This is a genomic window from Streptomyces sp. ISL-98, assembly GCF_018614055.1.
Taxonomy (GTDB): domain Bacteria; phylum Actinomycetota; class Actinomycetes; order Streptomycetales; family Streptomycetaceae; genus Streptomyces; species Streptomyces spiramyceticus.
Window position 1 is genome coordinate 48,470 of sequence record NZ_JAGGPB010000032.1, and the last position, 21,671, is coordinate 70,140.

12 protein-coding genes are annotated in these 21,671 nt (G+C 72.6%); 6 read left to right on the top strand and 6 right to left on the bottom strand.

What is annotated here, in order from left to right; translation table 11 throughout:
* Positions 1 to 3: 3 nt before the first annotated feature.
* The 3 genes from J7I98_RS21380 to J7I98_RS21390 form a co-directional block, all read right to left on the bottom strand.
* Positions 4 to 993, bottom strand: coding sequence for a hypothetical protein (locus tag J7I98_RS21380; RefSeq protein WP_214922699.1), 990 nt, complete (start codon positions 991 to 993; stop codon positions 4 to 6).
* A gap of 313 nt (positions 994 to 1,306) precedes the next feature.
* Positions 1,307 to 2,317, bottom strand: coding sequence for an alcohol dehydrogenase catalytic domain-containing protein (locus J7I98_RS21385; protein WP_214922701.1), 1,011 nt, complete (start codon positions 2,315 to 2,317; stop codon positions 1,307 to 1,309).
* On the bottom strand, positions 2,314 to 3,462 hold the full coding sequence (locus J7I98_RS21390) for a mandelate racemase/muconate lactonizing enzyme family protein (RefSeq protein ID WP_214922703.1): 1,149 nt from the start codon (positions 3,460 to 3,462) through the stop codon (positions 2,314 to 2,316). The genes J7I98_RS21385 and J7I98_RS21390 overlap by 4 nt, the downstream gene beginning before the upstream one ends.
* A 191-nt stretch (positions 3,463 to 3,653) precedes the next feature.
* On the opposite strand from J7I98_RS21390, the gene J7I98_RS21395 reads away from it, so the two are divergent.
* Together J7I98_RS21395 and J7I98_RS21400 are read left to right on the top strand one after the other, a co-directional pair.
* Complete coding sequence (locus tag J7I98_RS21395) at positions 3,654 to 4,424, top strand: IclR family transcriptional regulator (protein ID WP_214922705.1); 771 nt, start codon at positions 3,654 to 3,656, stop codon at positions 4,422 to 4,424.
* A complete protein-coding gene (locus tag J7I98_RS21400) occupies positions 4,421 to 5,269 on the top strand; it encodes an SMP-30/gluconolactonase/LRE family protein (RefSeq protein ID WP_214922707.1) in 849 nt (282 codons plus the stop codon). The genes J7I98_RS21395 and J7I98_RS21400 overlap by 4 nt, the downstream gene beginning before the upstream one ends.
* A 33-nt stretch (positions 5,270 to 5,302) precedes the next feature.
* Here J7I98_RS21400 and J7I98_RS21405 read toward each other — a convergent pair whose 3' ends face one another.
* On the bottom strand, positions 5,303 to 6,385 hold the full coding sequence (locus tag J7I98_RS21405) for an NADH:flavin oxidoreductase/NADH oxidase (protein ID WP_214922709.1): 1,083 nt from the start codon (positions 6,383 to 6,385) through the stop codon (positions 5,303 to 5,305).
* 137 nt (positions 6,386 to 6,522) lie between these two features.
* Between J7I98_RS21405 and J7I98_RS21410 the strand changes: the two genes are divergently transcribed.
* Positions 6,523 to 6,885: a helix-turn-helix domain-containing protein gene (locus J7I98_RS21410; protein ID WP_308377877.1), complete on the top strand. Its 363-nt coding sequence runs from the start codon at positions 6,523 to 6,525 to the stop codon at positions 6,883 to 6,885.
* On the opposite strand, the gene J7I98_RS21415 is transcribed toward J7I98_RS21410, so the two are convergent.
* The gene (locus J7I98_RS21415) at positions 6,872 to 8,035 is read right to left on the bottom strand and encodes a putative Ig domain-containing protein (RefSeq protein WP_214922713.1); all 1,164 of its coding nucleotides are present in this window, start codon (positions 8,033 to 8,035) and stop codon (positions 6,872 to 6,874) included. The two genes, J7I98_RS21410 and J7I98_RS21415, sit on opposite strands and share 14 nt — an antisense overlap.
* A 148-nt stretch (positions 8,036 to 8,183) precedes the next feature.
* Positions 8,184 to 9,077 (bottom strand): LysR family transcriptional regulator, encoded by an 894-nt coding sequence (locus J7I98_RS21420; protein WP_214922715.1) that lies wholly within the window; start codon positions 9,075 to 9,077, stop codon positions 8,184 to 8,186.
* A 361-nt stretch (positions 9,078 to 9,438) separates the two neighbouring features.
* Between J7I98_RS21420 and J7I98_RS21425 the strand changes: the two genes are divergently transcribed.
* From J7I98_RS21425 to J7I98_RS21440, 3 genes are read left to right on the top strand one after another with little or no spacing between them, the layout of a single operon-like run.
* A complete protein-coding gene (locus J7I98_RS21425; RefSeq protein ID WP_308377878.1) occupies positions 9,439 to 16,785 on the top strand; it encodes an SDR family NAD(P)-dependent oxidoreductase in 7,347 nt (2,448 codons plus the stop codon).
* Positions 16,778 to 21,319, top strand: a complete 4,542-nt coding sequence (locus J7I98_RS21435; protein ID WP_214922717.1) for a type I polyketide synthase — start codon at positions 16,778 to 16,780, stop codon at positions 21,317 to 21,319. The genes J7I98_RS21425 and J7I98_RS21435 overlap by 8 nt, the downstream gene beginning before the upstream one ends.
* Complete coding sequence (locus J7I98_RS21440; RefSeq protein WP_251020958.1) at positions 21,309 to 21,665, top strand: phosphopantetheine-binding protein; 357 nt, start codon at positions 21,309 to 21,311, stop codon at positions 21,663 to 21,665. Before J7I98_RS21435 ends, J7I98_RS21440 begins: the two co-directional genes overlap by 11 nt.
* The last annotated feature ends 6 nt before the right edge of the window (positions 21,666 to 21,671 follow it).

Here is a 21,671-nt window from a genome sequence, read left to right on the forward strand (position 1 = left end):
GGATCAGTCCTTCTCGGGGGTGGTGGTGACAGGGAAGCGGTGCAGCTCGCCGGGCAGCCGGGAGCCGAGCGGGGACATGCCGCCGTCGGCGCCGTGCCGGGCGAGCAGATCGAGTACGAGCCGCCCGCGCCGCACGCGCTCGCGGACGGCGGCGAGGGCGGTGTCGCGGAGCTGGGCGCCGTACGGGTAGATGCCGGGGGACCGGGAGAGCCCGAACTTGAGATAGAGGGGAGCGCCGCGACGTATCAGCTCGGCGGCTTCGTACATCCGGATGGAACCGCCGAGGTCGTCGGGTGCCTCGACGTAGAGGTCCATGGGGGCGCGGCTGGTCCGGCGGATCTCGGAGAGGTGGGTGAGGGTGAGGTCGGAGGGGATGTTGAGGGAGTCGGCGCCGAGACGCTCGTACACGGCGTACGAAGCCGGGTTGACGGGGCCGATCAGTGCGGACACCTTGAAGGTGGTGTCGGCCGGGAGTACGCCGTGGATGCGGAGGCGGTGCAGGGTCCACAGGACGCCCTCGTCGGCGACGAGCAGGCACCGTACGCCCAACTCGGTTGCGCGAACGGCGTCTTCGACGCAACCGGCCAGGGCGTCGTGGCCTCGGGCGCGCAGTCCCGCGCCGCCCGAGTCGGTGCGGGTGGCCGCGCCTATGTCCCAGGTGCCGCGCGGTCCGGTGAAGAGGCAGAGCTCGATGTCGCGTTCCGCGCAGGAGTCCACCATCTCGGTGATCTCGGCGTCCGTGAGCATCCAGATGCCGCTGCCCTGGCTGATGCGGTGGATCGGGACGTGGAGGCGCGAGCTCTCCTTCAGTACGGCGGCCAGTGCCTCGGGGCCTTCGACGGAGGGCACTTCGGTGCGCCAGGTGCCGCCGTCGGGGAAGGAGTGGGGGGATGCGTCGGCGGGGTTGTCGTCGGGTGCGGTGTGTCCGATGCGGGCCAGGGCGGTGGCGCCGGGGCGGCGGAGGAGGCGGTGGTGGGTGGAGGTGGGTGTCACGTGGCTCCCTGGTTGAGTGGTTCGATATTTCGGACGGGGTTCGAGTCGGTGGGCGGAGTGGGGTGGGGGTGGGAGGTGCGGGTGGTGGTGCGGTGCGGGTTGCCTGCGGCGCGTTCCCCTGCCCGCACCTTCTCGGCTGTGACATTTGCGGCGTCGTGGGTGGGGCTCCGCCCCACCCCGCTTCTCAAACTCCCCCAAGGACTTCGTCCAGGGGGACCCCCAGGGGCTGGAGGTATTCAGCCCCTCCGGGAGGCTGGGGCTTGCCCTCAGTTCGGGAGGGGCGGGTAGGGGTAAAGCCGCCCCCGCCCGCGCCCTACGGCCGCAGCAGCACCTTCCCGGTCTTCGGGTCGCCACCCCCGACCAACGCCACCGCATCCCCGAACCGCTCCAGCGGAAACTCGTGCGTGATCAGCGGCCCGGGGTCGAGCAGCCCAGCCGTAAATGCCCGTATCGCGTACGACCAGGCCGCCGACGGCGCCCCGAATACGCTCCGCAGCGTGAGCTGGCTCAGCGACAGGTGTACCGGGTCGATGCCCGTCGCCCCCGGGGCGAACATCCCCGTGAGGATCACGCGCCCCCCGCGTCGAGCCAGCAGGCACGACGAGGCAGCAGTCGACGGCGCACCCGCCGTCTCGACAACGAGGTCGTACCTCCCGCGAGGCGCCTCCTCCGGCGCACACCCCCGCGTCGCCCCGAATGCCAAAGCCAGTTCGGCCCGTTCCGCGCGCGGATCGAAGACGGTCAGCTCCGCCGGGCCACCCGCCGCCAGCAACTGCACCGCGAGCAGCCCCAGCGTCCCCGCCCCCACCACCGCGATCCGTTCCCCCGCCTCCGCCCGCCCCGCCCGCACCGCGGCGGCCACCACCGCTGCCGGCTCCAGCAGCGCGGCGGCCCGCAGGTCGGCGTCGTCGGCGAGGGGATGCAGCAGCCGCGCCGGTACGACGACGTGGTCGGCGAAAGCGCCGGGCTGCGTGAACCCCGTCTCCTCGTAACCGGAATCGCACAGTGAGGTCTCACCGCCCCGGCACCGCTCGCACACCCCGCAGGCCCGGAACCCCTCCGCGACGGTCTTCCGCCCCACCAGCGCCGCGTCCACGCCGTCCCCCACCGCCTCGACGGTCCCGGACCATTCGTGCCCGGGGACGACTGGGTAGCGGACGTACGCCGGGTCGCGATGGCCGTCGTACACCTCGCGGTCGCTCATGCAGATCCCGGCTGCGGCGACCCGCACGAGCACCTCGCCCGGACCCGGGCCGGTCGGCCGTGCGCCCACCTCCAGCCGGTGCGAGCCCGGGGCGTCGATGACGACGCGTCGGCTGCTCACTTCGGCTTCCTCTGCTCCCAGCCCTCGGCCCACAGGTCGAACCGGGCCTGTTGCTGGGGGAATTCCGCCGCGGCGGCCACATCCAGCTCGACACCCAGTCCGGGTGCGTGCGACACCTGGAAGTAGCCGTCGACGACCTCGGGAGCGCCCTTCACCACCTTCTTGATCTCCGCGTCCGCGAAGTCGTTGAAGTGCTCCAGGATCTTGAAGTTCGGGGTGCAGGCGGCCAGTTGGAGACTTGCCGCAGTCAGCACCGAACCGCCGACATTGTGCGGAGCGATCAGCGTGTAGTGCGTCTCGGCTGTCGCTGCGAGCTTCCGTGCCTCCAGGATTCCGCCGATATGGCCCACGTCGGGCTGGATGATGTCGGCGGCCTGCGACTCGAAGAGCTCGCGGAACTCGATCCGGTCGTGGATCCGTTCACCCGTCGCGATCGGGATGTCCACCTTCGCCGCGACCTTCTCCAGGGCCTTGAGGTTCTCCGGCGGGACCGGTTCCTCCAGCCAGGCGGGCTTGAAGGGGGCCAGCTCCCGGGCGAGCCGTACGGCCGTGGCGGGGGAGAAGCGGCCGTGCATTTCCAGCATCAGCTCGGTGCCCGGGCCGATCGCGTCCCGTACGGCCTCGACGAGTGACACCGCGTAGTTCGTTCCGGCCTGGTCGAGCTCCAGATGGCCGGTCCCGAACGGGTCGACCTTCAAGGCCCGGTAGCCGCGCTCCACGACTGCCGCCGCTGCCTTGTGGTACGCCTCCGGAGTGCGCTCCGTGGTGTACCAGCCGTTCGCGTACGCCTTGACCCTGTCGGTGACCCGGCCGCCGAGGAGCTGCCAGACCGGTACCCCCAGTGCCTTTCCCTTGATGTCCCAGCAGGCCATCTCCACGACCGCGATGCCTGACATCACGATCTCGCCGGCCCGTCCGAAGTCGCCGTACTTCATGCGCCGTACGAGATCCTCGACCGCGAACGGGTCGGATCCAGCGATGTGATTGGCCTCGGCCTCGCGGAGGTAACCGATGAGCGCGTCCGTGTGGCCGAGCATCCTGGTCTCGCCGACACCGGTGAGCCCCTCGTCGGTGTGTACCAGGACGTAGGTGAGATTGCGCCAGGGCGTCCCGACGACATGTGTGCTGATTCCGGTGATGCGCAAGGCAGTTGCCCCTCGGAAGTGTTCGAGATTTCGTCACACGTTCGAAATGCTGGCGTGACCGTAATCAGCCACTCCAGGGGGTGTCAATGGCTGTGTACGCCCATTGCCGGGTGAAGGTGCCTGTGGTTAGCCTGTGTTCGCAATACCGGTCAATGATCGGAGTATCGAACGGAAGAGGAAGGTGGCCGACCATGGGGCGACTGGTCCCGGCAGTGACCAGGGCGCTGGACATACTCGAGCTGTTCCTGGAAGGGGACGGCACGCTGTCCGCGCCCGACATCACCCGCAAACTCCAGCTCCCCCGCACCACCGTGCACGAGCTCATCACCACGCTCGCCGCGCGCTCGTACGTGGTGCCGGTCCCCGACCAGCCCGGCCGCTTCCGGCTCGGCGTACGGACGTACCAGCTCGGCAGCCGGTACGCCGAGCAGCTCGATCTTGCCGCCGAGGGACAGCAGGTGGCCCGCGAGGTGGCGGAGACCTGTGACGAGACCGTCCATGTCGCCATCCTCGAAGACGCCGATGTCATCTACATCGCCAAGGTCGATTCCACGCACGCGGTCCGCATGGTCTCGGCCGCCGGCCGCAGGCTTCCCGCGCACTGCACCTCCGTCGGCAAGATGCTGCTCGCCTCTCTGCCGGAGCCCGAACTCGACGCCCGTATCGCCGGGCGCGAGTTGGTCGGCATGACACCCAACAGCATCACGGATCCGGGGGAGTTGCTCGACGTGCTTGCCGGGATCCGGGATCGTGGGGTCGCCTTCGAGCACCGTGAGTCCAACCCGGACGTGAGCTGCGTGGCAGCCCCGGTGCGGGACCGGTCGGGGCGGGTCGTGGCCGCGCTCTCCATCTCCGTACCGATGATCCGCTGGAGCGAGGAGCGCGAGACCGAGCTCGCCGAGCTGGCCACCAAGGGGGCGGGTGACCTGTCCCTCCGCCTCGGTCACCGGGGCCAGGGGTGAGGCCGGAAATCGCGGTACGGGAGCGGGCGTCGCTCGGCGAGGGGCCGACGTGGGACCCGGCGGGCAGCCGGCTGATCTGGGTGGACATCCTGTCCGCCCGCATCCACACGTACGACCCGGTGAGCGGCCGCCGTACGGTCATGGCCACCGAACAGCACGTCGGCGCGGCCAAGCCGCGCACCGGCGGCGGGCTCGTGGTCAATCTCCGCGACGGCATCGGCCTGTACGGACCCGACCTGGCTACTTTCTCCTGGCTGGCGTACGCCCCTGTGCGCGGCCGTCGCGGCAATGACGCGGTGGTCGCTCCGGACGGGGCGCTGTGGGCGGGCACCATGCGCTACGACGAGGAGCCCGGCGGCGGAAACCTCACCCGGATCGCTCCGGACGGCGCGGTCACCGAGGTATTGAGCGCTGCCGTCAGCAACGGCACGGGCTGGAGTCCCGACGGGCGTTTCATGTACTACGTCGACAGCCCCACGCGCCGCGTGGACGTCTTCGACTTCGACGCAGACGGTCAACAGGCCCTCAGCCGACGGTCGTTCGCGGAGATCGAGCAAGGCGCGGGCTTCCCCGACGGGCTGACCGTCGACGCGGACGGCTGCGTCTGGGTCGCGCTCTGGGGCGGCGGGCAGATCCGCCGCTACACGCCGCAGGGGCAGCTCGACCGGATCGTCGAACTGCCCGTACAGCGCCCGACCGCCTGCGCCTTCGGCGGCCACGGCCTGCGCGACCTCTACATCACCACGGCCCGCACCGGCCTCACCCGCCCGCACCCGCTCGCAGGCTCCCTGCTGGTCCTCCCGGACGCGGGCCGGGGCCTTCCCGCCACCCCCTTCGCGGGCTGAGGAGGGCTTGAGCCCGCGGCTCCCGCTGCCGGTTCAGACCGAGCGGTGGTACTGATCGGGGACGTGGACGTCCCCGCCGAACTCCCGCGCCGCCTGCCGCGCCCAGTACGGGTTGCGCAGTAGCTCACGGCCCAGCAGGACCGCGTCCGCCTCGCCATTGGCCAGGATCTTCTCGGCCTGCCCGGGCTCGGTGATCATGCCGACGGCGGCGACGGGCAGACCGGTCTCGGCCTTGACCCGCGCGGCGAACGGCACCTGGTAGCCGGGACCCGTCGGGATGCGTACGCCCGACGCGTTGCCGCCGGTGGAGACGTCCAGCAGGTCGACCCCGTGCGCCTTGAGGAGACGGGCGAAGCGGACGGTGTCGTCCGCCGTCCAGCCGTTCTCGTCGAGCCAGTCGGTGGCCGAGATCCGGAAGAACAGGGGCAGTTCTTCCGGCCACACCGCACGCATCGCGTCGACGACCTCGATCGCGAAGCGGGTCCGGTTCTCGAACGAGCCGCCGTACTCGTCGGTGCGGTGGTTGCTGTGCGGGGAGAGGAATTCGCCGATCAGGTAGCCGTGCGCGCCGTGCACCTCGACGACCTCGAAGCCGGCCTCCAGCGCGCGCCGGGCCCCGTCGGCGAACTGCCCGACGATCTCCTTGATCCGGTCGGCCGACAGCTCGTCCGGTACGGGGTGGTCCTCGGCGAAGGCGACGGGGCTCGGTCCGACGGGCTGCCAGCCGTTGGCCTCGTCCCGCCCTACCGGCGCCCCGCCCTCCCAGGGACGGTCGGTCGACGCCTTGCGTCCCGCGTGGGCGATCTGAATGCCCGCGACCGTGCCCTGGCTCTTGAGGAAGCCGGTGATCCGGCGCAGCGCCTCGACCTGTGTGTCGTTCCAGATGCCCAGGTCGTACGGGCTGATGCGCCCCTCGGGACTCACAGCCGTCGCCTCGACGAGGATCAGGCCGGTGCCGCCGGCCGCGCGGGCCGCGTAGTGGGCGAAGTGCCAGTCGTTCGCCACGCCCGCGTTCGGCCCGAAGACTTCCGCCGAGTACTGGCACATCGGGGCCATCCAGACCCGGTTCGGGACGGTCAGCGAACGCAGGGTGTAGGGCTCGAACAGGCTGCTCACGGCGGACTCCATTCACGACGGTGCCGGGGACGCGTCGTACGATACTCGTCGTAGTACGGTGAATGTCAAACTACGATGGTTCTCGTACAATGGGCATCCCTGAACGAAGACGAAGACACCAACGAACTGGAGCCGTCGTGAGCACCGTCACCAGCGCGCGTGAACTCGCGCACCCCGCGCGCGACGAGATCCGTCTCGAAGGGGTGCTGCACGCGCTCTCCGACCCGATGCGGATGCGCATCGTCCGCGAGATGGCCTCCGCCGACGAGGCCGAGCTCTCCTGCTCGTACTTCGTCCTGCCCGTCACCAAGTCCACCACCACCCACCACTTCCGGGTGCTGCGGGAGAGCGGTGTGATCCAGCAGGTCTACCGGGGCACCGCCAAGCTCAACAGGCTGCGCCGCGACGACCTGGACGCGCTCTTCCCCGGCCTGCTCGACGCCGTTCTCGCGGCGGCGGCCGGGGAGGCGGACCGGCTCGGCGGCGCTAGAACCAGTTGATGCCGAGGGGGAACGTGGTGGTGGCGGAGGCTGTGGTGGAGTCGGTTGCCCTGGCGGTTATCTGGAGGGTGCCGGTCTGCCAGGGCTTGCCGGTGATCCGGCCGGTGGCGGTGTCGATGCTCAGGCCGAAGGGCAGTCCGGAGGCGCTGTAGCTGACCGGTGGTTTGCCGCCGGTGGCGGTGATCTGGATCGTGCAGCTCTGGTTGAACTTGCAGGTCTGCGTGCCGGGGTTGGACACCTTCAGGTCCCCGTCCGGCGGCGGAGTGGTGCCACCGCAGCCCGGTGCGGCCTCGGGTGGCAGCGGGACGCGCCACAGCTGGGTGTCGTTCTCCGAGCCCACGAGCAGGGTCGAGCAATTGGCGTACGTGAGGGTCTCGCCCTGCGGCTGCGACGGCAGCGCCACCTCGGCGAGCTTCGTGCCGGCGGCGTCGTAGATGTACGCCGTATTGGCACCGAGCGGGCCGCCGCTGCGCAATGCATAGGACTTGCCGGTGGGGGAGAAGGCGCCGTCCGTGGCGAAGACCGGGCCCGGACGGACCGGGGTGAGCGTGTTCACCTGGCCGGACTGGGGTGGCAGCGGGGCCTTGTAGAGCTGGCCGGCGGCCCCGATCAGCTTGCTGGCGACGTACAGCTGACCCGTCGTCGGATCGGCGAGGAGCGACTCGGCGTCGTGTCTGCCGTCGGAGTAGGCGAAGCGCAGGGCGGTGGGTGTCACCGTGGCGTTCGCGAGCTGGTCGGGCTCGGGGAAGCTGTAGACGGTGAGCTCGGCGCGGCCGCTGAAATTGTCGCCGATGTCGCCGACCTGGATCACGGGTCGGCCCTGCGCGTCCTTGCCGACGGCCAGCCCCTCCCAGTCGGTGTTGGTCGCGCCGCTGAGGCTGTACGTCGCCTTCAGGACGCCGGTGGCGCCACTGCAGTCGACGGCGAACACCTGAGTGGTGTTGCCGCTGTCGTTGACGGCGTAGAAGACGCCCGGGTGTCTGGCGCTCATGGCGAGGCCGCTGAGCTCGGCGAGGCCCGGGGGCAGGGTGCACGCGCGCTCCGGCGCGGCGGACGGCGCGGCTGCGGCCGGGGTCGGCGGGGCCGCGAAGAGGGCGGCGGTGGTGACGAGCGCCGCGCCCATGGCCGTACGAATCAGGTATCGCTGCATGAGCACAATGTGACGGCGGGCGGTCGAGGGTCCAAGCGCGCAACGCACACCCGTTGGGCATGGGCCGATGCCCGGCGGGCATGGCGGCCCACCTCCAGGCCTTGCCTCCTCACCCCGACTCCTCCTCTCGCTCTTCTCCTCTCGCTCCTCACCTCGCCGGTTCCCGCACGGGTGCGTTGTGCCTGGCGTGGGAGAGGAAGGCGCGGGCGGCGCGGCTGAGCGGGCCGCGCGGGTGGACGATGCCGACGGCGCGCAGCAGCGGCGGGGTGAAGGAGCGGACCTCCACACGGTGGCCGAAGGCCCGTAACACCATGTCCCGGTACCAGATCAGCGAGCCGCGCCCGTCCGCCACGCTGGTCACCCAGGCGAGCCGCTCGTCCGCCTCCACCACCGCCACCGGACGCACCCCGACGCGGCCGAACATCGCCTCCAGCTCCGTGCGCCGGCCGGTGCCGGGCGTCGGCAGCACCATCCGCAGGCCGCCCAGCATCCGGAACGGCATCGGATCGGGCAGTCCGGAGCCGGGCGGGGAGATCAGTACGACCTCGCGGTCCTGGAGGTGGTGTGTGGACAGATCCTTGTCGACGGGCAGATCGACCAGGCCCAGCTCCGCCGCGCCGTCGGTCAGGGCCCGTACGAGTGCCTCACGGCTGTCGTGCTGGAGCAGGCGCACGTCGACGCCGGGATGGCGTTCGGTGAAGGAGGGCACGAGGTCGGCGGCGAGGTCGAGGGAGAGGGTCGGGGTCACGGCCACGATCAGCGTGGCGGGCGAACTGCCGCCGTGCGCCGGACCGATGTCCTCGATCGCCTCCACGGCGTCCAGGACGGTGCGGGCCAGACGTACGGCGCGCGTGCCTTCGGGGGTGAGAGTCGCGCCCCTGCCCCTGCGGTCCAGGAGCTCCACGCCCAGATCGCGTTCCAGGGACTGGATGGAGCGGGAGAGGGCGGGCTGGGCGATGTAGACGGAGCACGCCGCGGCGGTGATGGAACGGCAGTCCGCGACGGCTACGAGATAGCGCAGCTGCTGCAGTGTGGGGGTCATGTGCGGACGTTAACTCCAGGGCCGTGAGGGTGTAAGAGGCACACGCGTGAACAAATGTCCGCCCGGTCAAGGCGATTGAGGTCCGGTCGGCAGCACTCCATACCGTGGCGGCATGGGTCGTGGATGGGCGTTGACACTGCGGGGCGGTCGCCGCACGATGCAACGCGACATGACGGTGTTACCGCCGGTTACTTCATTCGTGGCGTCCGTACGCCCCTAGGTCCTACGCGCTGTCCGCCCCTACGTCCTGCGCCCGTACGCCCTCTGCCTGCCACCGGTCCCCGCTCCCTCGCCCGGTCCTGCCCGGAAGCAACTGCCCGGAAGTGACCGGGAGCAACTGCCCGGAAGTAAAGGAGAGCCCGTGATCTCTCAGCCCGCCCGGTCCTTCCGTCGGGACCTCGTCGTCGTGGTCAGCCCGTTCGAGGAACCCAATCCCGGGATGGTCGCCGCCGCGCAGCGAGCCGGTGCCCTCGGCCTGCTCGACCTCGGCAGGGACCCCGACCGGGCGCGCACCGCGCTGGCCGCACTTCGCGGACGCGGGCCGTACGGAGTCCGGGTACCGGCCGGATGCCCGCTCACCCCGGACGAACTGCCCGACGCCGTGGACACCGTCCTGCTCGCCGAAGAGTCGTGGCGGACCGGGACGGGCGAGTGGGCCGCCGACGGCAGGCGCCGGCTGTGGGCAGAGGTCGTCAGCCCCGCCGAGGCGGTGGCCGCCGTCGCCGCAGGAGCGGCCGGGCTCGTGGCCAGGGGGCACGAGGCCGGCGGCCGGGTCGGTGAACTGACCACCTTCGTACTGCTGCAACGCCTCCTCGCCGACCGGGAGCTGGACGTCCCGGTCTTCGCGGCGGGAGGCATCGGCCTCCACACGGCCGCCGCCGCCGTCGCGGGCGGCGCCGCCGGTGTCGTACTCGACGCACAGCTCGCGCTCACCGCCGAGGGAGCCGCCGAACTGCCGGCCGCGGTCGCGTCCGCGATCCGTGCCATGGACGGCAGCGAAACCACGGTGGTCGCGGGCCACCGCGTCTACACCCGCCCCGATCTGGCATTGCCGGAAGGCGACATCGCCCGGCTGCTGGGCGCGCGTGGCCTGACCACGCAGCCCCTGCCCATCGGCCAGGACGGTGCGACGGCCGCCCGGCTCGCGGCGCGTCACCGCACCACCGGCTCCGTCGTACAGGCCGTACGCGCGGCCATCACCGGGCACATCGAGGCCGCCGTACGGGTCCGCCCCCTCCTGCCGCGCCCGGGCGAGGAGCATCTGCCGGTCGTACAAGGACCCATGACCCGGGTCAGCGACCGGCCCGCCTTCGCCGCCGCCGTCGCCGACGCGGAGGGGCTGCCGTTCCTCGCCCTGGCCGTGATGGACGGCCGAGACGTACGCAGACTGCTCACCCAAACCGCCGAGCGCCTGGCCGGCCGGCCCTGGGGAGTCGGCCTGCTCGGATTCGCCCCGGACGAGCTGCGCCGCGAGCAGCTCGCCGCCGTCGCCGAAGCGCGCCCGCCGTACGCGATCATCGCCGGCGGCCGCCCTGCCCAGGCGGCCCCGCTCGAAGCCGCCGGGACCAGAACGTATCTGCACGTACCCTCGCCGGGACTGCTGGACCAGTTCCTCGCCGAGGGAGCACGGCGCTTCGTCTTCGAAGGGCTCGAATGCGGTGGCCACATCGGCCCGCGCGCGGCCTTCCCGCTCTGGGAGGAGCAGATCGAGCGACTGCTCTCCTGCCCGTACGCCGCCGAACTCGACGTGCTCTTCGCAGGCGGCATCCACGACGAGCGTTCCGCGGCGATGGCCGCTGCCGCCGCCGGGCCGCTGGCCGAGCGCGGCGCCCGGATCGGCGTACTCATGGGCACCGCCTACCTGTTCACCGAGGAGGCGGTCGCCGCCGGAGCCGTACTACCCGGCTTCCAGAGCACCGCTCTCGACTGCGACACCACCACGCTGCTGCGCACCGCCCCAGGCCACGCGACCCGGTGCGCCACCACGCCGTACACCGATGCCTTCACCACCACCGCCGAGCGGCTGAGGCAGGACGGCGCGAGCCCGAACGAAGTCTGGGAGGAGCTGGAGAGGCTCAACCTCGGGCGGCTGCGTATCGCGAGCAAGGGACTGCGTCACACAGCGACGGGGCCCGTCCCGGTCGACGAGTACGAGCAGCGCGAAGAGGGCCTCTACATGCTCGGCCAGATCGCCACCGCACGCACCGCCACCACCTCGGTGGCCGCTCTGCACGCCCAGGTGACCGAGGGCGCGACGGACCTGCTCGCCGAGCGTGCGGAGCAGCTTCGGGAGCCCGGGCCCGACGCGGACCGGGAAGCCCCGCTCGACATCGCCGTCGTCGGCATGGCCTGCCGCTACCCGGGCGCGGACGACCTCGCCGGGTACTGGGCGAACATCGTCGCCGGGACCGACTCCGTCACCGAAGTGCCCGCCGACCGCTGGGACGCCGCCGCCCACCACGATCCCGACCCGGCGCGGGCGGGCGAACGTACTCCGTCCCGGTGGGGCGGCTTCCTGGCGCCCGCCCCGTTCGACGCACTCGCACACGGCATCGCCCCGGCCTCGCTCGGCAGCATCGAGCCGGTGCAGCTGCTCGCCCTCGACATCGCCGCCCGCGCCCTGGCCGATGCCGGTTACGCGGGCGAGCGGCGCTTCGACCGCTCCCGCACCTCCGTCGTCTTCGGCGCCGAGGCCGGAACCGATCTTGCCGGTGCCTACGGCTTCCGGGCCCTCCACCCCGGCTACCTCGGCGAGCTGCCGCCCGAACTCGATGCCCAGTTGCCCCGGCTGACCGAGGACTCCTTCCCCGGCGTTCTCGCGAACGTCATCGCCGGGCGCGTCGCCAACCGCCTCGACCTCGGCGGCGCCAACTGCACGATCGACGCCGCCTGCGCATCCTCGCTCGCCGCTCTCGACCTTGCCTGCAAGCAACTGCGCGACCGGGACAGCGACATGACGCTGTGCGGCGGAGCCGATGTGCACAACGGCATCAACGACTACCTGATGTTCGCCTCCGTACGCGCCCTGTCGCCCACGGGCAAGTGCCGCCCCTTCGACGCCGCCGCCGACGGCATCGCACTCGGCGAGGGCGTCGCCTGCGTCGTACTCAAGCGTCTGGCCGACGCCGAACGCGACGGCGACCGCATCTACGCCGTCGTCAAGGCCGTGGGCGCCTCCAGCGACGGACGCTCCCTCGGGCTCACGGCCCCACGGCCCGAAGGGCAGCGACGCGCCCTGGAACGTGCTTACCGGCGGGCCGGGATCACGCCCGGCGAGATCGGACTGGTGGAGGCGCACGGCACGGGCACCGTCGTCGGTGACAGCACCGAACTGGCCGTCCTCACTGAGGCGTTCGGGGGCAGGGGCGGGCGCGTAGGCGAGGACGTCGCTTCCTGCTCGCTCGGATCGGTCAAGTCGCAGCTCGGTCACACGAAATGCGCGGCGGGCCTGGCCGGGCTCATCAAGGCGGTACGGGCCGTGTACAGCGGCGTACGACCGCCGACCCTGCACCTGAACAGCCCCAACCCCGACTGGCAGCCGGACTCCAGCCCGTTCTTCTTCGACACCGAGGCCAGGCCGTGGTCCTCGCCGGCGGGACGACGGGTCGCCGCGGTCAGCGCATTCGGCTTCGGCGGCACCAACTACCATGCGGTGCTGGCGAGTTACGGTGATGCGGGCGAGCCTGCGCATGGGCTGGAGAGCTGGCCCGCGGAGCTGTTCTGCTTCCGGGGCGCCGACCGCGCGGCCGCGCGCCGTGCCATGGACCGGCTCGCGGCCAGGCTGGAACACAACGACGCGGCAGGGCGCCCGTGGCCGCTGCGCGACCTCGCCGCCGAAGCCTCCGTATCTGTCTCTGCCTCCGCCTCCGCCGGTGACGGCGAGGTCCAGGTCGCGATCGTCGCGACCGGCCTCGACGACCTGGCCGCGAAGCTGGGCCCGGCCCGGGACTTCGTCGCCGCCGACGGGGTCCATGTACGGGACGAGACCACGCCCCCCGGGCAGGTCGCCTTCCTCTTCCCCGGGCAGGGCAGCCAGCGACCGGGCATGCTGAGCGACCTCTTCGTCGCTTTCCCGCGCCTGCGGACACTGCTCGACGGTGCGGATCCGCGCCGAGTCGCCGCGATGTTCCCGCCCGCGGCCTTCACCGCCGGAGAACGAGCGGCCCAGCGCGCGGCCGTCACCGACACGCGGACCGCCCAGCCCGCACTCGGCCTCGCCGGCGCCGCTGCGCACCTGCTCCTCACCTCGCTCGGCGTACGCCCCGACTGCACGGCCGGTCACTCCTACGGAGAGCTGGTCGCCCTGTGGGCAGCGGGTGCCTATGACACCGCGACCCTCCTGCGGCTCAGCGACCGCCGGGCCGATGCGATTCTCGCCGCCGCCGGTGACGACCCCGGGGCGATGGCCGCCGTGTCCGCGGCCCCGCACGAACTACCCGGATTGCCGACCGGGTGCGTCGTCGCCAACCACAACGCACCCGCACAGACCGTCATTTCCGGCCCGACCCCGGCGGTCGACGCCGCGATCGCCGCGCTGCGCGACGCGGGCATCACCGCCGAACGCATACCCGTGGCCTGCGCCTTCCACAGCGAGGTCGTCGCCGGTGCGTCCGAGGCCCTGGCCGACGAGCTGGCCGATGAGGTCGTGGCGGGGCCGACGATCCCGGTGTGGTCCAACACCACAGCGGGCCGCTACCCCGCCGACCCGGCGGCAGTACGGGACATGCTGGCCCGCCAGCTCGCCGAACCCGTGCGCTTCGCCGAACAGATCGAAGCGATGTACGCCTCCGGAGTGCGGACGTTCGTCGAAGCCGGGCCCGGACGGGTACTCACCGGTCTCGTAGGCCGCACCCTGGGCGACCGGCCGCACACCGCCGTCCCGCTCGACGTCCCGGGCGAACACGGCCTGACCCGCCTGGTCACCGCACTGGCCGAACTAGCGGCGGCGGGCGTCCCGTTCGACCCGGAACCCCTGTTCAAGGGCCGCACCGCGCAACTGCCCGCCGAAGCGCCCCGACGTGCCGGATGGCTGGTGGACGGCCACCTCGTACGGACCGCGGACGGCGAACCGGTGGCGGGCGGACTGCGCCCGGCCCGGCGGGTGGCGGCGCCCGGCCCGGTGGCGGCGGTGGACCGGCGGGAGGACGCCGTACTGGAGTATCTGCGCGGTGCACGGGAACTGGTGGCCGCGCAACGCGACGTACTGCTGGGCTACTTGGGGGCGGAGGCAGCTCCATCCTCGGCAACGATGCCGCCTTCCGTCCGGGAGCAGTACACCCCCGAGGTGCTGGCTCCGCGCGCGACCGACGAAGAACCAGAGGCTCCCCGAGCCCTGACGCCCGATCAGCTGATGGACGCGATCCTGGAGATCGTCCACACCCGCACCGGCTACCCGAGGGAGATGCTGGACCCGGCCCTCGACCTGGAAGCCGACCTCTCGGTGGACTCCATCAAGCGGGTGGAGATCATCGGCGCGCTCGCCGACCGGATCGGGCTGCCGCGCGGGGCGGACGGTCCGGCGGAATCGGCCGTCGAGGAACTCGCCCGGCTGAAGACGATCAGCGGCATGGTCGACTGGCTGACATCCCGAGCCACGCCCCCGGCCCCGGCCGTGACTCACCCCGCCGACTCGCCCGCGGCCATGGCGTCGGACCCCGTTGCGGGCTCCGCCACGGGCCTGGGTGCGGGCTTCGGTACCGACCTGGCGGTGGGCTCTGGCACGGGTCCGGCCTCGGCCCGAGCCTCGGACCCGGCTGCGGGCTTGGGTATGGCTCTGGCGGCGGGCTCTGGCACGGGCCCAGCCTCGGGACGGGACGCGGGCTTCGGTATGGGTCCAGCCGTTGGCTCTGCCACGGGCGCAGCTTCGGGTCCGGCCTCGGGCTTGGACGCGGGCTTCGGCACGGGTTCGGGCCTGAGCTCTGGCACGAGCTCTGACGCGGGCCCCGCTGCAGTACCGGCCTTGGGCCCCGCCTCGGGCCTGGCTGCGGGCCTCGGTACGGGTGCTGTTTCCGAACCGGCCGCGGGCCCAGCACGGGCCCCCGCCCCCGTTCCCGCGTCCGGCACCGTTCCCGGCTCCGGCCCCGCCTCCGGCCCCGCCTCCGGCACCGGCCCCAGCACCGAACCGCGCACCCATCGGCCCCTTGCCGGTGTCGCCATGGGGCACCTGGATACGGACGACGGTGCGCCCCAGGGTGCGTTCGCTCGCGGTGGCGTCCTGCGGCCCGCCTCCCGGGCCGCCCGGCTGCTCGTCGAAGTCGCCCCCGTGGGGCCGCCCGTGAGCCGTGAGCCCGCCGACGTACTGCCCGGCCGGCGGTTTGCCGTGGTCGACGACGGGCTTGGTGTCGGCGTTGCCCTCGCCGCCGCGCTGGAGTCCTACGGGGCCGAGGTGCGTACTGTGCGCCGGGAACGTCTGGCGGACGCCGCCGGAGCCGACGGCGTGGTGGACCTGGGTGCGCTGCGTGCGGCCGAGGCGCCCGTGCTTCCCGAGGCGTTCGGGGCGTTGCGCGAGATGCTGATCGCGGGCACGCGCCGGATGTTGCTCGTCACCGGCTGCGGCGGGGCGTTCGGGCGTACCGCCTCGTCACCGCACTCCGCCGACCCGGTTCCCGGTGCGGGGCTGTACGGGTTCGCCCGTACGGCGGCGATCGAATACCCCGGCGTGGCAGTCCGCGCCGTGGACGTCGACCCCAAGGACCGTCCCGAGCGGATCGCCGCCCACCTGATCGCCGAACTGTGTTCCCCGGAGGAGCCGGTGGCCGTCGGCTACACCAACGGCACCCGTAACAGCCTGCGCACCGTCACTGCCCCCCTCCCCGACACCGAACCGCCGCCACCGCTCCGGCTCGGCCGCGACGCGGTCGTGCTGCTCACCGGCGGAGCGCGCGGCATCACCGCCCGTACGGCCGTCGCCCTTGCCCACGCCACCGGATGCCACATCGAGCTCATCGGTCGTACGCCACCCCCCGACGAGGCCGAGGATCCGGCGGTCGCGCACGCCCACGACCGGGTCACCCTGCGCGCGGCCCTGGTCCGGCAAGGTCTGCGCACCCCCGCCGAGGTCGAAGCGGCCGCGTCCCGTGTCCTCGCGGCTCGCGAGATACGCAGCACCCTCGCCGCGCTCGGCGGTGTCGCGGCCTCCGTGCGCTACCACGCGGTGGACGTCACCGACGCCGACGCCGTACGGGCCGTCATCCAGGACGTACGCGCACGCCACGGCCGCCTCGACGGGATCGTGCACGGTGCCGGAACCATCCAGGACAGGCTGCTGTGCGACAAGGACCCGGCGTCCTTCGCGCGGGTCTTCGCCACCAAGGTGGACGGTGCCCGTCACCTCGCCGACGCGGCGGCCGACCACGGCGACGTGCCTGCCCCCGGCTTCCTGGTCTTCTTCGGCAGCGTTGCCGGGGTCTTCGGCAACCGCGGCCAGGCCGACTACGCGGCGGCGAACGACGCCCTTGACACCCTGGCCGCCACCCCGGCCTGGTCACGCCGCTTCCCGGGCCGGGTCCTCGCCATCGACTGGGGACCGTGGGCCGCCGAGGCCGGCGGCATGGTGACCCCGGAACTGGAGCGCATGTACGCGAGCCGCGGCGTCCCGCTCCTCGATCCGGCCGCCGGAACCGCCGCGTTCCTCGCCGAGCTCGCGCACGGCACCGAGGGCCAGGTCGTCCTCATGGCGGAGCACCCGGGGGAGGCCCGCCATGGCTGATCCGCGACGCGGACCTCGCCCGACCGATGCGGCCGTCGTCGGCATGGGCGCCGTGTTCCCCGGCGCCGCCGACCTGGCCGCGTACCGGAGGAATCTCTACGCGGGCCTGGACGCCATCAGCGACGTACCGCCCGGCCGCTGGGATCCCGAGGTCTACTACGACCCGCACGCGGCCGAAGGCCCGGCCCGCAGCGACCACTTCTACTGCCGGCGCGGCGGCTTCATCGACGCCCTCGCAGCCTTCGACCCGACCCGATTCGGCATCATGCCCGCGGCCGTGGCCGGGGCGGAGCCCGATCAACTGCTCGCGCTGCGCGTCATCGCCGAGGCGGTGGCCGACGCGGGGGGCGATGAGCGGCTGCCCGCCGACCGCTCCCGGATCGGCGTGATCCTCGGCCGCGGTGGATTCATGGGTGTTGCCACCGCCCGCCTCGACCAGCGCGTACGCACAGCCCACCAGATCGCCGCGACCCTGCGCGAACTCGCCCCCGAGCTGGGCGAGGACCGGATCACGGCGGTCCGCGAGGCGTTCCAGGCGGGTCTCGGCCCGGAGCGGCCGGACGCGTCCATCGGCCTCGTACCCAGCTTCACGGCCGCCCGTACCGCCAACCGCCTCGACTTCCGGGGCCCCGCCTACACCATCGACGCCGCCTGCGCCTCGTCCCTCCTCGCCGTCGAGCAGGCGGCCGGTCTCCTGGCGGGCGGCAGCTGCGACCTGGTGGTCGCGGGGGCCGTGCACCACTGCCATATCGCCACGCTGTGGAGCGTCTTCACGCAGCTGCGGGCGCTGAGCCCGACCCAGACCATCCGCCCCTTCGACCGCCGCGCCGACGGCACGCTGCTCTCCGAAGGCACCGGCGTCGTCCTCCTCAAGCGCCTGGCGGACGCCGAACGCGACGGCGACCGTATCTACGCCGTCGTACGAGGGGTCGGCGTGGCCGGTGACGGCCGGGCGGCGAGCCTGATGAGCCCGCTGGTGGACGGCCAGGTACGCGCCCTGCGGCAGGCGTGGGCGCAGGCCGGTCTCGACCCGGCCGCGCCCGACGCGCTCGGTCTGCTGGAGGCGCACGGCACAGGGACACCGGTCGGCGATGAGGCCGAACTCGCCACCGTAGCCCGGGTGTTCGGCCCACGCGCGTCGGGCGCCGAGCCGGTCGCGATGGGCTCGGTGAAGTCGATGCTCGGCCACACCATGCAGGCCTCGGGGATGGCCGGGCTGATCAAGGCCGTACTCGCCGTGTACGACGGGACGCTGCCCCCGACCCTCCACCTCGACGAACCGCACGAGGGCTTCGCGGGGACGCGTATGCGCCCGGTGACGGCGGAGGAGCCGTGGGAGCGCGGGCGCGCCCCGCGACGGGCGGGGGTGAACGCGTTCGGCTTCGGCGGGATCAACGCGCACGTGGTGCTGGAGGAGGCACCGGACGGCGGGGCCGTGCGGCCGGCACCGGTTCCGGAGGCTTCAGCATCCGCATCGGCGGTTCGCTTCCCCGTAGCCGCGCGCCCCGTGGCGGGCGAGTTCGTGCTTCGCATTGCTGCCGCCACGCCCCGCGAACTCCTGGGGCTGCTCGAAGCGTTGCCCGATCGCTGGGAGGCTACCGAGCCGCTCGGCTCCGGTGGTCCTTGTCGCCTCGCTATTGTCGGGCCCCACGGGCGCAAGCGGCGCGCCCTCGCAGCGGCGGTTGTCGCTCGGGGGAAGTCTTGGCGCGGGCGTGGCGGTGTGTGGTTTGCGCCGAGGCCGTTGCTCGTGGGCGACGCTCGGCTCGCGTTTCTTTTCCCTGGGCTGGAGCCCGAGTTCGCTCCCTGCGTCGATGGCGTCGCCGACCATTTCGGGCTGCCCCGGCCCGCCCTGACCGGCGGCGGCGGACTGGTCGAGCGGGCGGTCGACGCCATCGCCGTCGGCCGGTTCTTCGCCCGCGTACTCCCCGAACTCGGCATCCGGGCCGACCTGCTGGCCGGGCACAGCCTCGGTGAGTGGACCGCCATGGTGGTCGCCGGGATGTACCCGCAGCAGGCGGTCGACACCTTCCTCGACTCGCTGCGCCCCGGTGATCTCGACGTCCCCGATCTCGTGTACGCGGCCCTCGGCTGCGGCGCGCGGCAAGCGGCCGACGCGCTGAGTGGGCTCGACCGCGTTGCCGTCAGCCACGACAACTGCCCCCACCAGTCGGTGCTGTGCGGCGAGCCACGCCCCGTTGCCGAAGCGCTGACCCGGCTGGCCGGCCAGGGCGTACTCACGCAGGAGCTGCCCTTCCGGTCGGGCTTCCATACGCCGATGTGGGCGCCGTACCTCGATCAGGTGCGCGCCGCCTTCGCCAGGCTGCCGCTGCGGCCGCCGACCGTACCTGTGTGGTCGGCGACGACGTGCGCCCTGTACCCGGGGGGCGAGCACGAAGTCCGTGATGTGGTGCTGCGCCACCTGCTGGAACCGGTGCGCTTCCGGGAGCTGACCAGCCGGTTGTACGCCGAGGGTGTACGGGCCTTCGTACAGATGGGCCCGGGCAGCCTCCCCGGCTTCGTGGCGGACACCCTGCACGGCCGGGACCACCTCGCCGTCTCCGCGGGCGCGGCCCGGGGCAGCGACGGGCTGACACAACTGCGCAGGCTTGCCGCAGCGCTGTGGACAGAAGGCCTCGACCCCCGCTGGGAACGCCTGACGGGCCGCACCCCCGGGATGATGCCGGCCAGCCACACTGCGCCTCCAGCACCCGGACCCGGCCTCGTACGCCTCGACCTCGGCTCCCCGCTGGTGCGCCTCGGCAGCAACGCGCCCGCGCTGTCCGTGGGCGGCCCGTCCCGGCCACCCGCCGCCTCCAGCCCCGCACTGGTCTCCGCCCTGGACGCCGTACTGGAGGAGACGCAAGCTGCGGCACGCAGCGTCGCGGAAGCCTGGCGTGCGGCCCCCGCCCTCCGGCCGCCGCCCACCGCGCCGCAGGCGCACCGCACCCGCCGTCAGCTCTCCCTGGAGACCATGCCGTACGTCCGTGACCACTGCGTCTACCTCCAGCCCGACACCTGGCCCGAGCCCTCCGACCGGTTCCCCGTCGTGCCCATGACCACGCTGCTGGAGCTGGCCGCGGACGCCGCGCGCCAGCTGGTCCCCGGGCGTACTGTGGCCGGTTTCGACGATGTGCGGGCCCTGCGCTGGCTCGCCGTCGCCCCGCCCGTCGATGCCGAGATCAACGCTGTCCGCGGCCCCTCCGACAGTGGCCGGGTGCGGGTCGAGATCGCCGGGTGCGCGACCGTCACCGTCGTCCTGGCCGACCGTCGTCCCGCCGGCCCTGCCCCCGATCCTTCGGTACTGACCCGCGAAGGGCCGCCGCCGGTCAGCGCCGAGGCCCTCTACCGCGACCGGTGGATGTTCCACGGGCCGGCCTTCGCGGGCGTCCACGAGGTGACCGCCGTTGCCGACGACGGCATCCGGGGAGTGCTGTGCGCCCTGCCCGCGCCCGGCGCGCTCTTCGATGCCGCCGGGCAACTCCTCGGGCACTGGATGCAGTTGAGGCTGCCGGTCGACCGGCTGGTCTTCCCCGCGACGCTGGAGCGGGTCCGCCTCTACGGGCCCGCCCCACGTGACGGTGCGCTGGTACGCGCCACCGCCCGCATCCGCGCCGTGCGGCCGGGCTCCGTACTGGGCGACGTGGAACTCGCCCACGGCGACGGCACCGTACTGGCTCGCCTGGAGGGCTGGACGTACCGGCGCTTCGCCGCCGACGAGCGGGTGTGGCCGATGAAGTTCACGCCGGAGATCTGCGGCATCGGCGAGCCGCAGCCCGGCGGCTGGTGTCTGGCACGGCGCCGCTGGACCGACCCCGCCTCGCAGGAGCTGGTGATGCGGCGCTACCTCGGCGCCGCCGAGCGGGCGGCGTACGAGCAGCGTCCGCCGCGGGCGCGCGCGGCCTGGCTGCTCGGCCGGATCGCGGCGAAGGACGCGATACGCCAGGTCCTGTGGGAGCGCGACGCGGGACCCGTCTTCCCGGCCGAAGTCCCCGTGGGCAACGACGACCAGGGCCGCCCGCGCCCCGAGGGCCCGCTCGCCGCAGGGCTACGGCTCTCCCTCGCCCACAAGGACCGGCTGGCAGTCGCGTACGCCCAACCCGCCCACGCCGTCAGCAATGGCATCGGCATCGGCATCGACGTCGAGACCGTCACCGACGATCCCGACGCACTCAGCCGTATCGCCCTCACCGCCGACGAGCGTCGCCTCGCCGAGGAGCTCGCTGCGCGCGAAGGCACCGGCCGGGCGCAGGCGCTCACCGCGCTCTGGTGCGCCAAGGAAGCAGCCGCCAAGGCGGAAGGCACGGGTCTGGGGGGACGCCTGCGGCAGTGGACCGTCACCGACGCTCCCGCAGGGCTGCTGGTGACGTCCCCCGGGGGCCGTAGCCACGCCGTAAGGATCAGCACGGTCCACGACCTGCCCGGTCCCGGCGACGACGGACCCAACCTCCATGTCGTCGCCCGGACTGTACTCACAGCCGCATCCACCACCACCCCAGCCACCACCGACCCGACGGAGGCCAGCCATGGCATCTGACCCCACGGCCGAACGGATACTCGCCGAGATCACCGCCATGCTCGTCGAGACCGTCGGCGACGAGTTCCTCCTCGCGGACGAGGTCACTCCGAAGACCACGTTCAACGAGGATCTGGCGCTGGAGAGCATCGAGTTCGTCGCACTCGCCGAGCTGCTCCACCAGCGGTACGGGGCTGCGGTGGACCTGATCGCCTTCCTGGCCGAGAAGGACATGGAGGAGATCCTGGCCATGACGGTCGGCGACCTCGTGTTCCACATCGCTGCCACAGCGCCGTCGGCTCCGTCCGCCTCACCGACCCCGCCGACCATGTCACCCCCATCAGCCCCGTCCGCCTCGGCCGCCTGAGCCCGC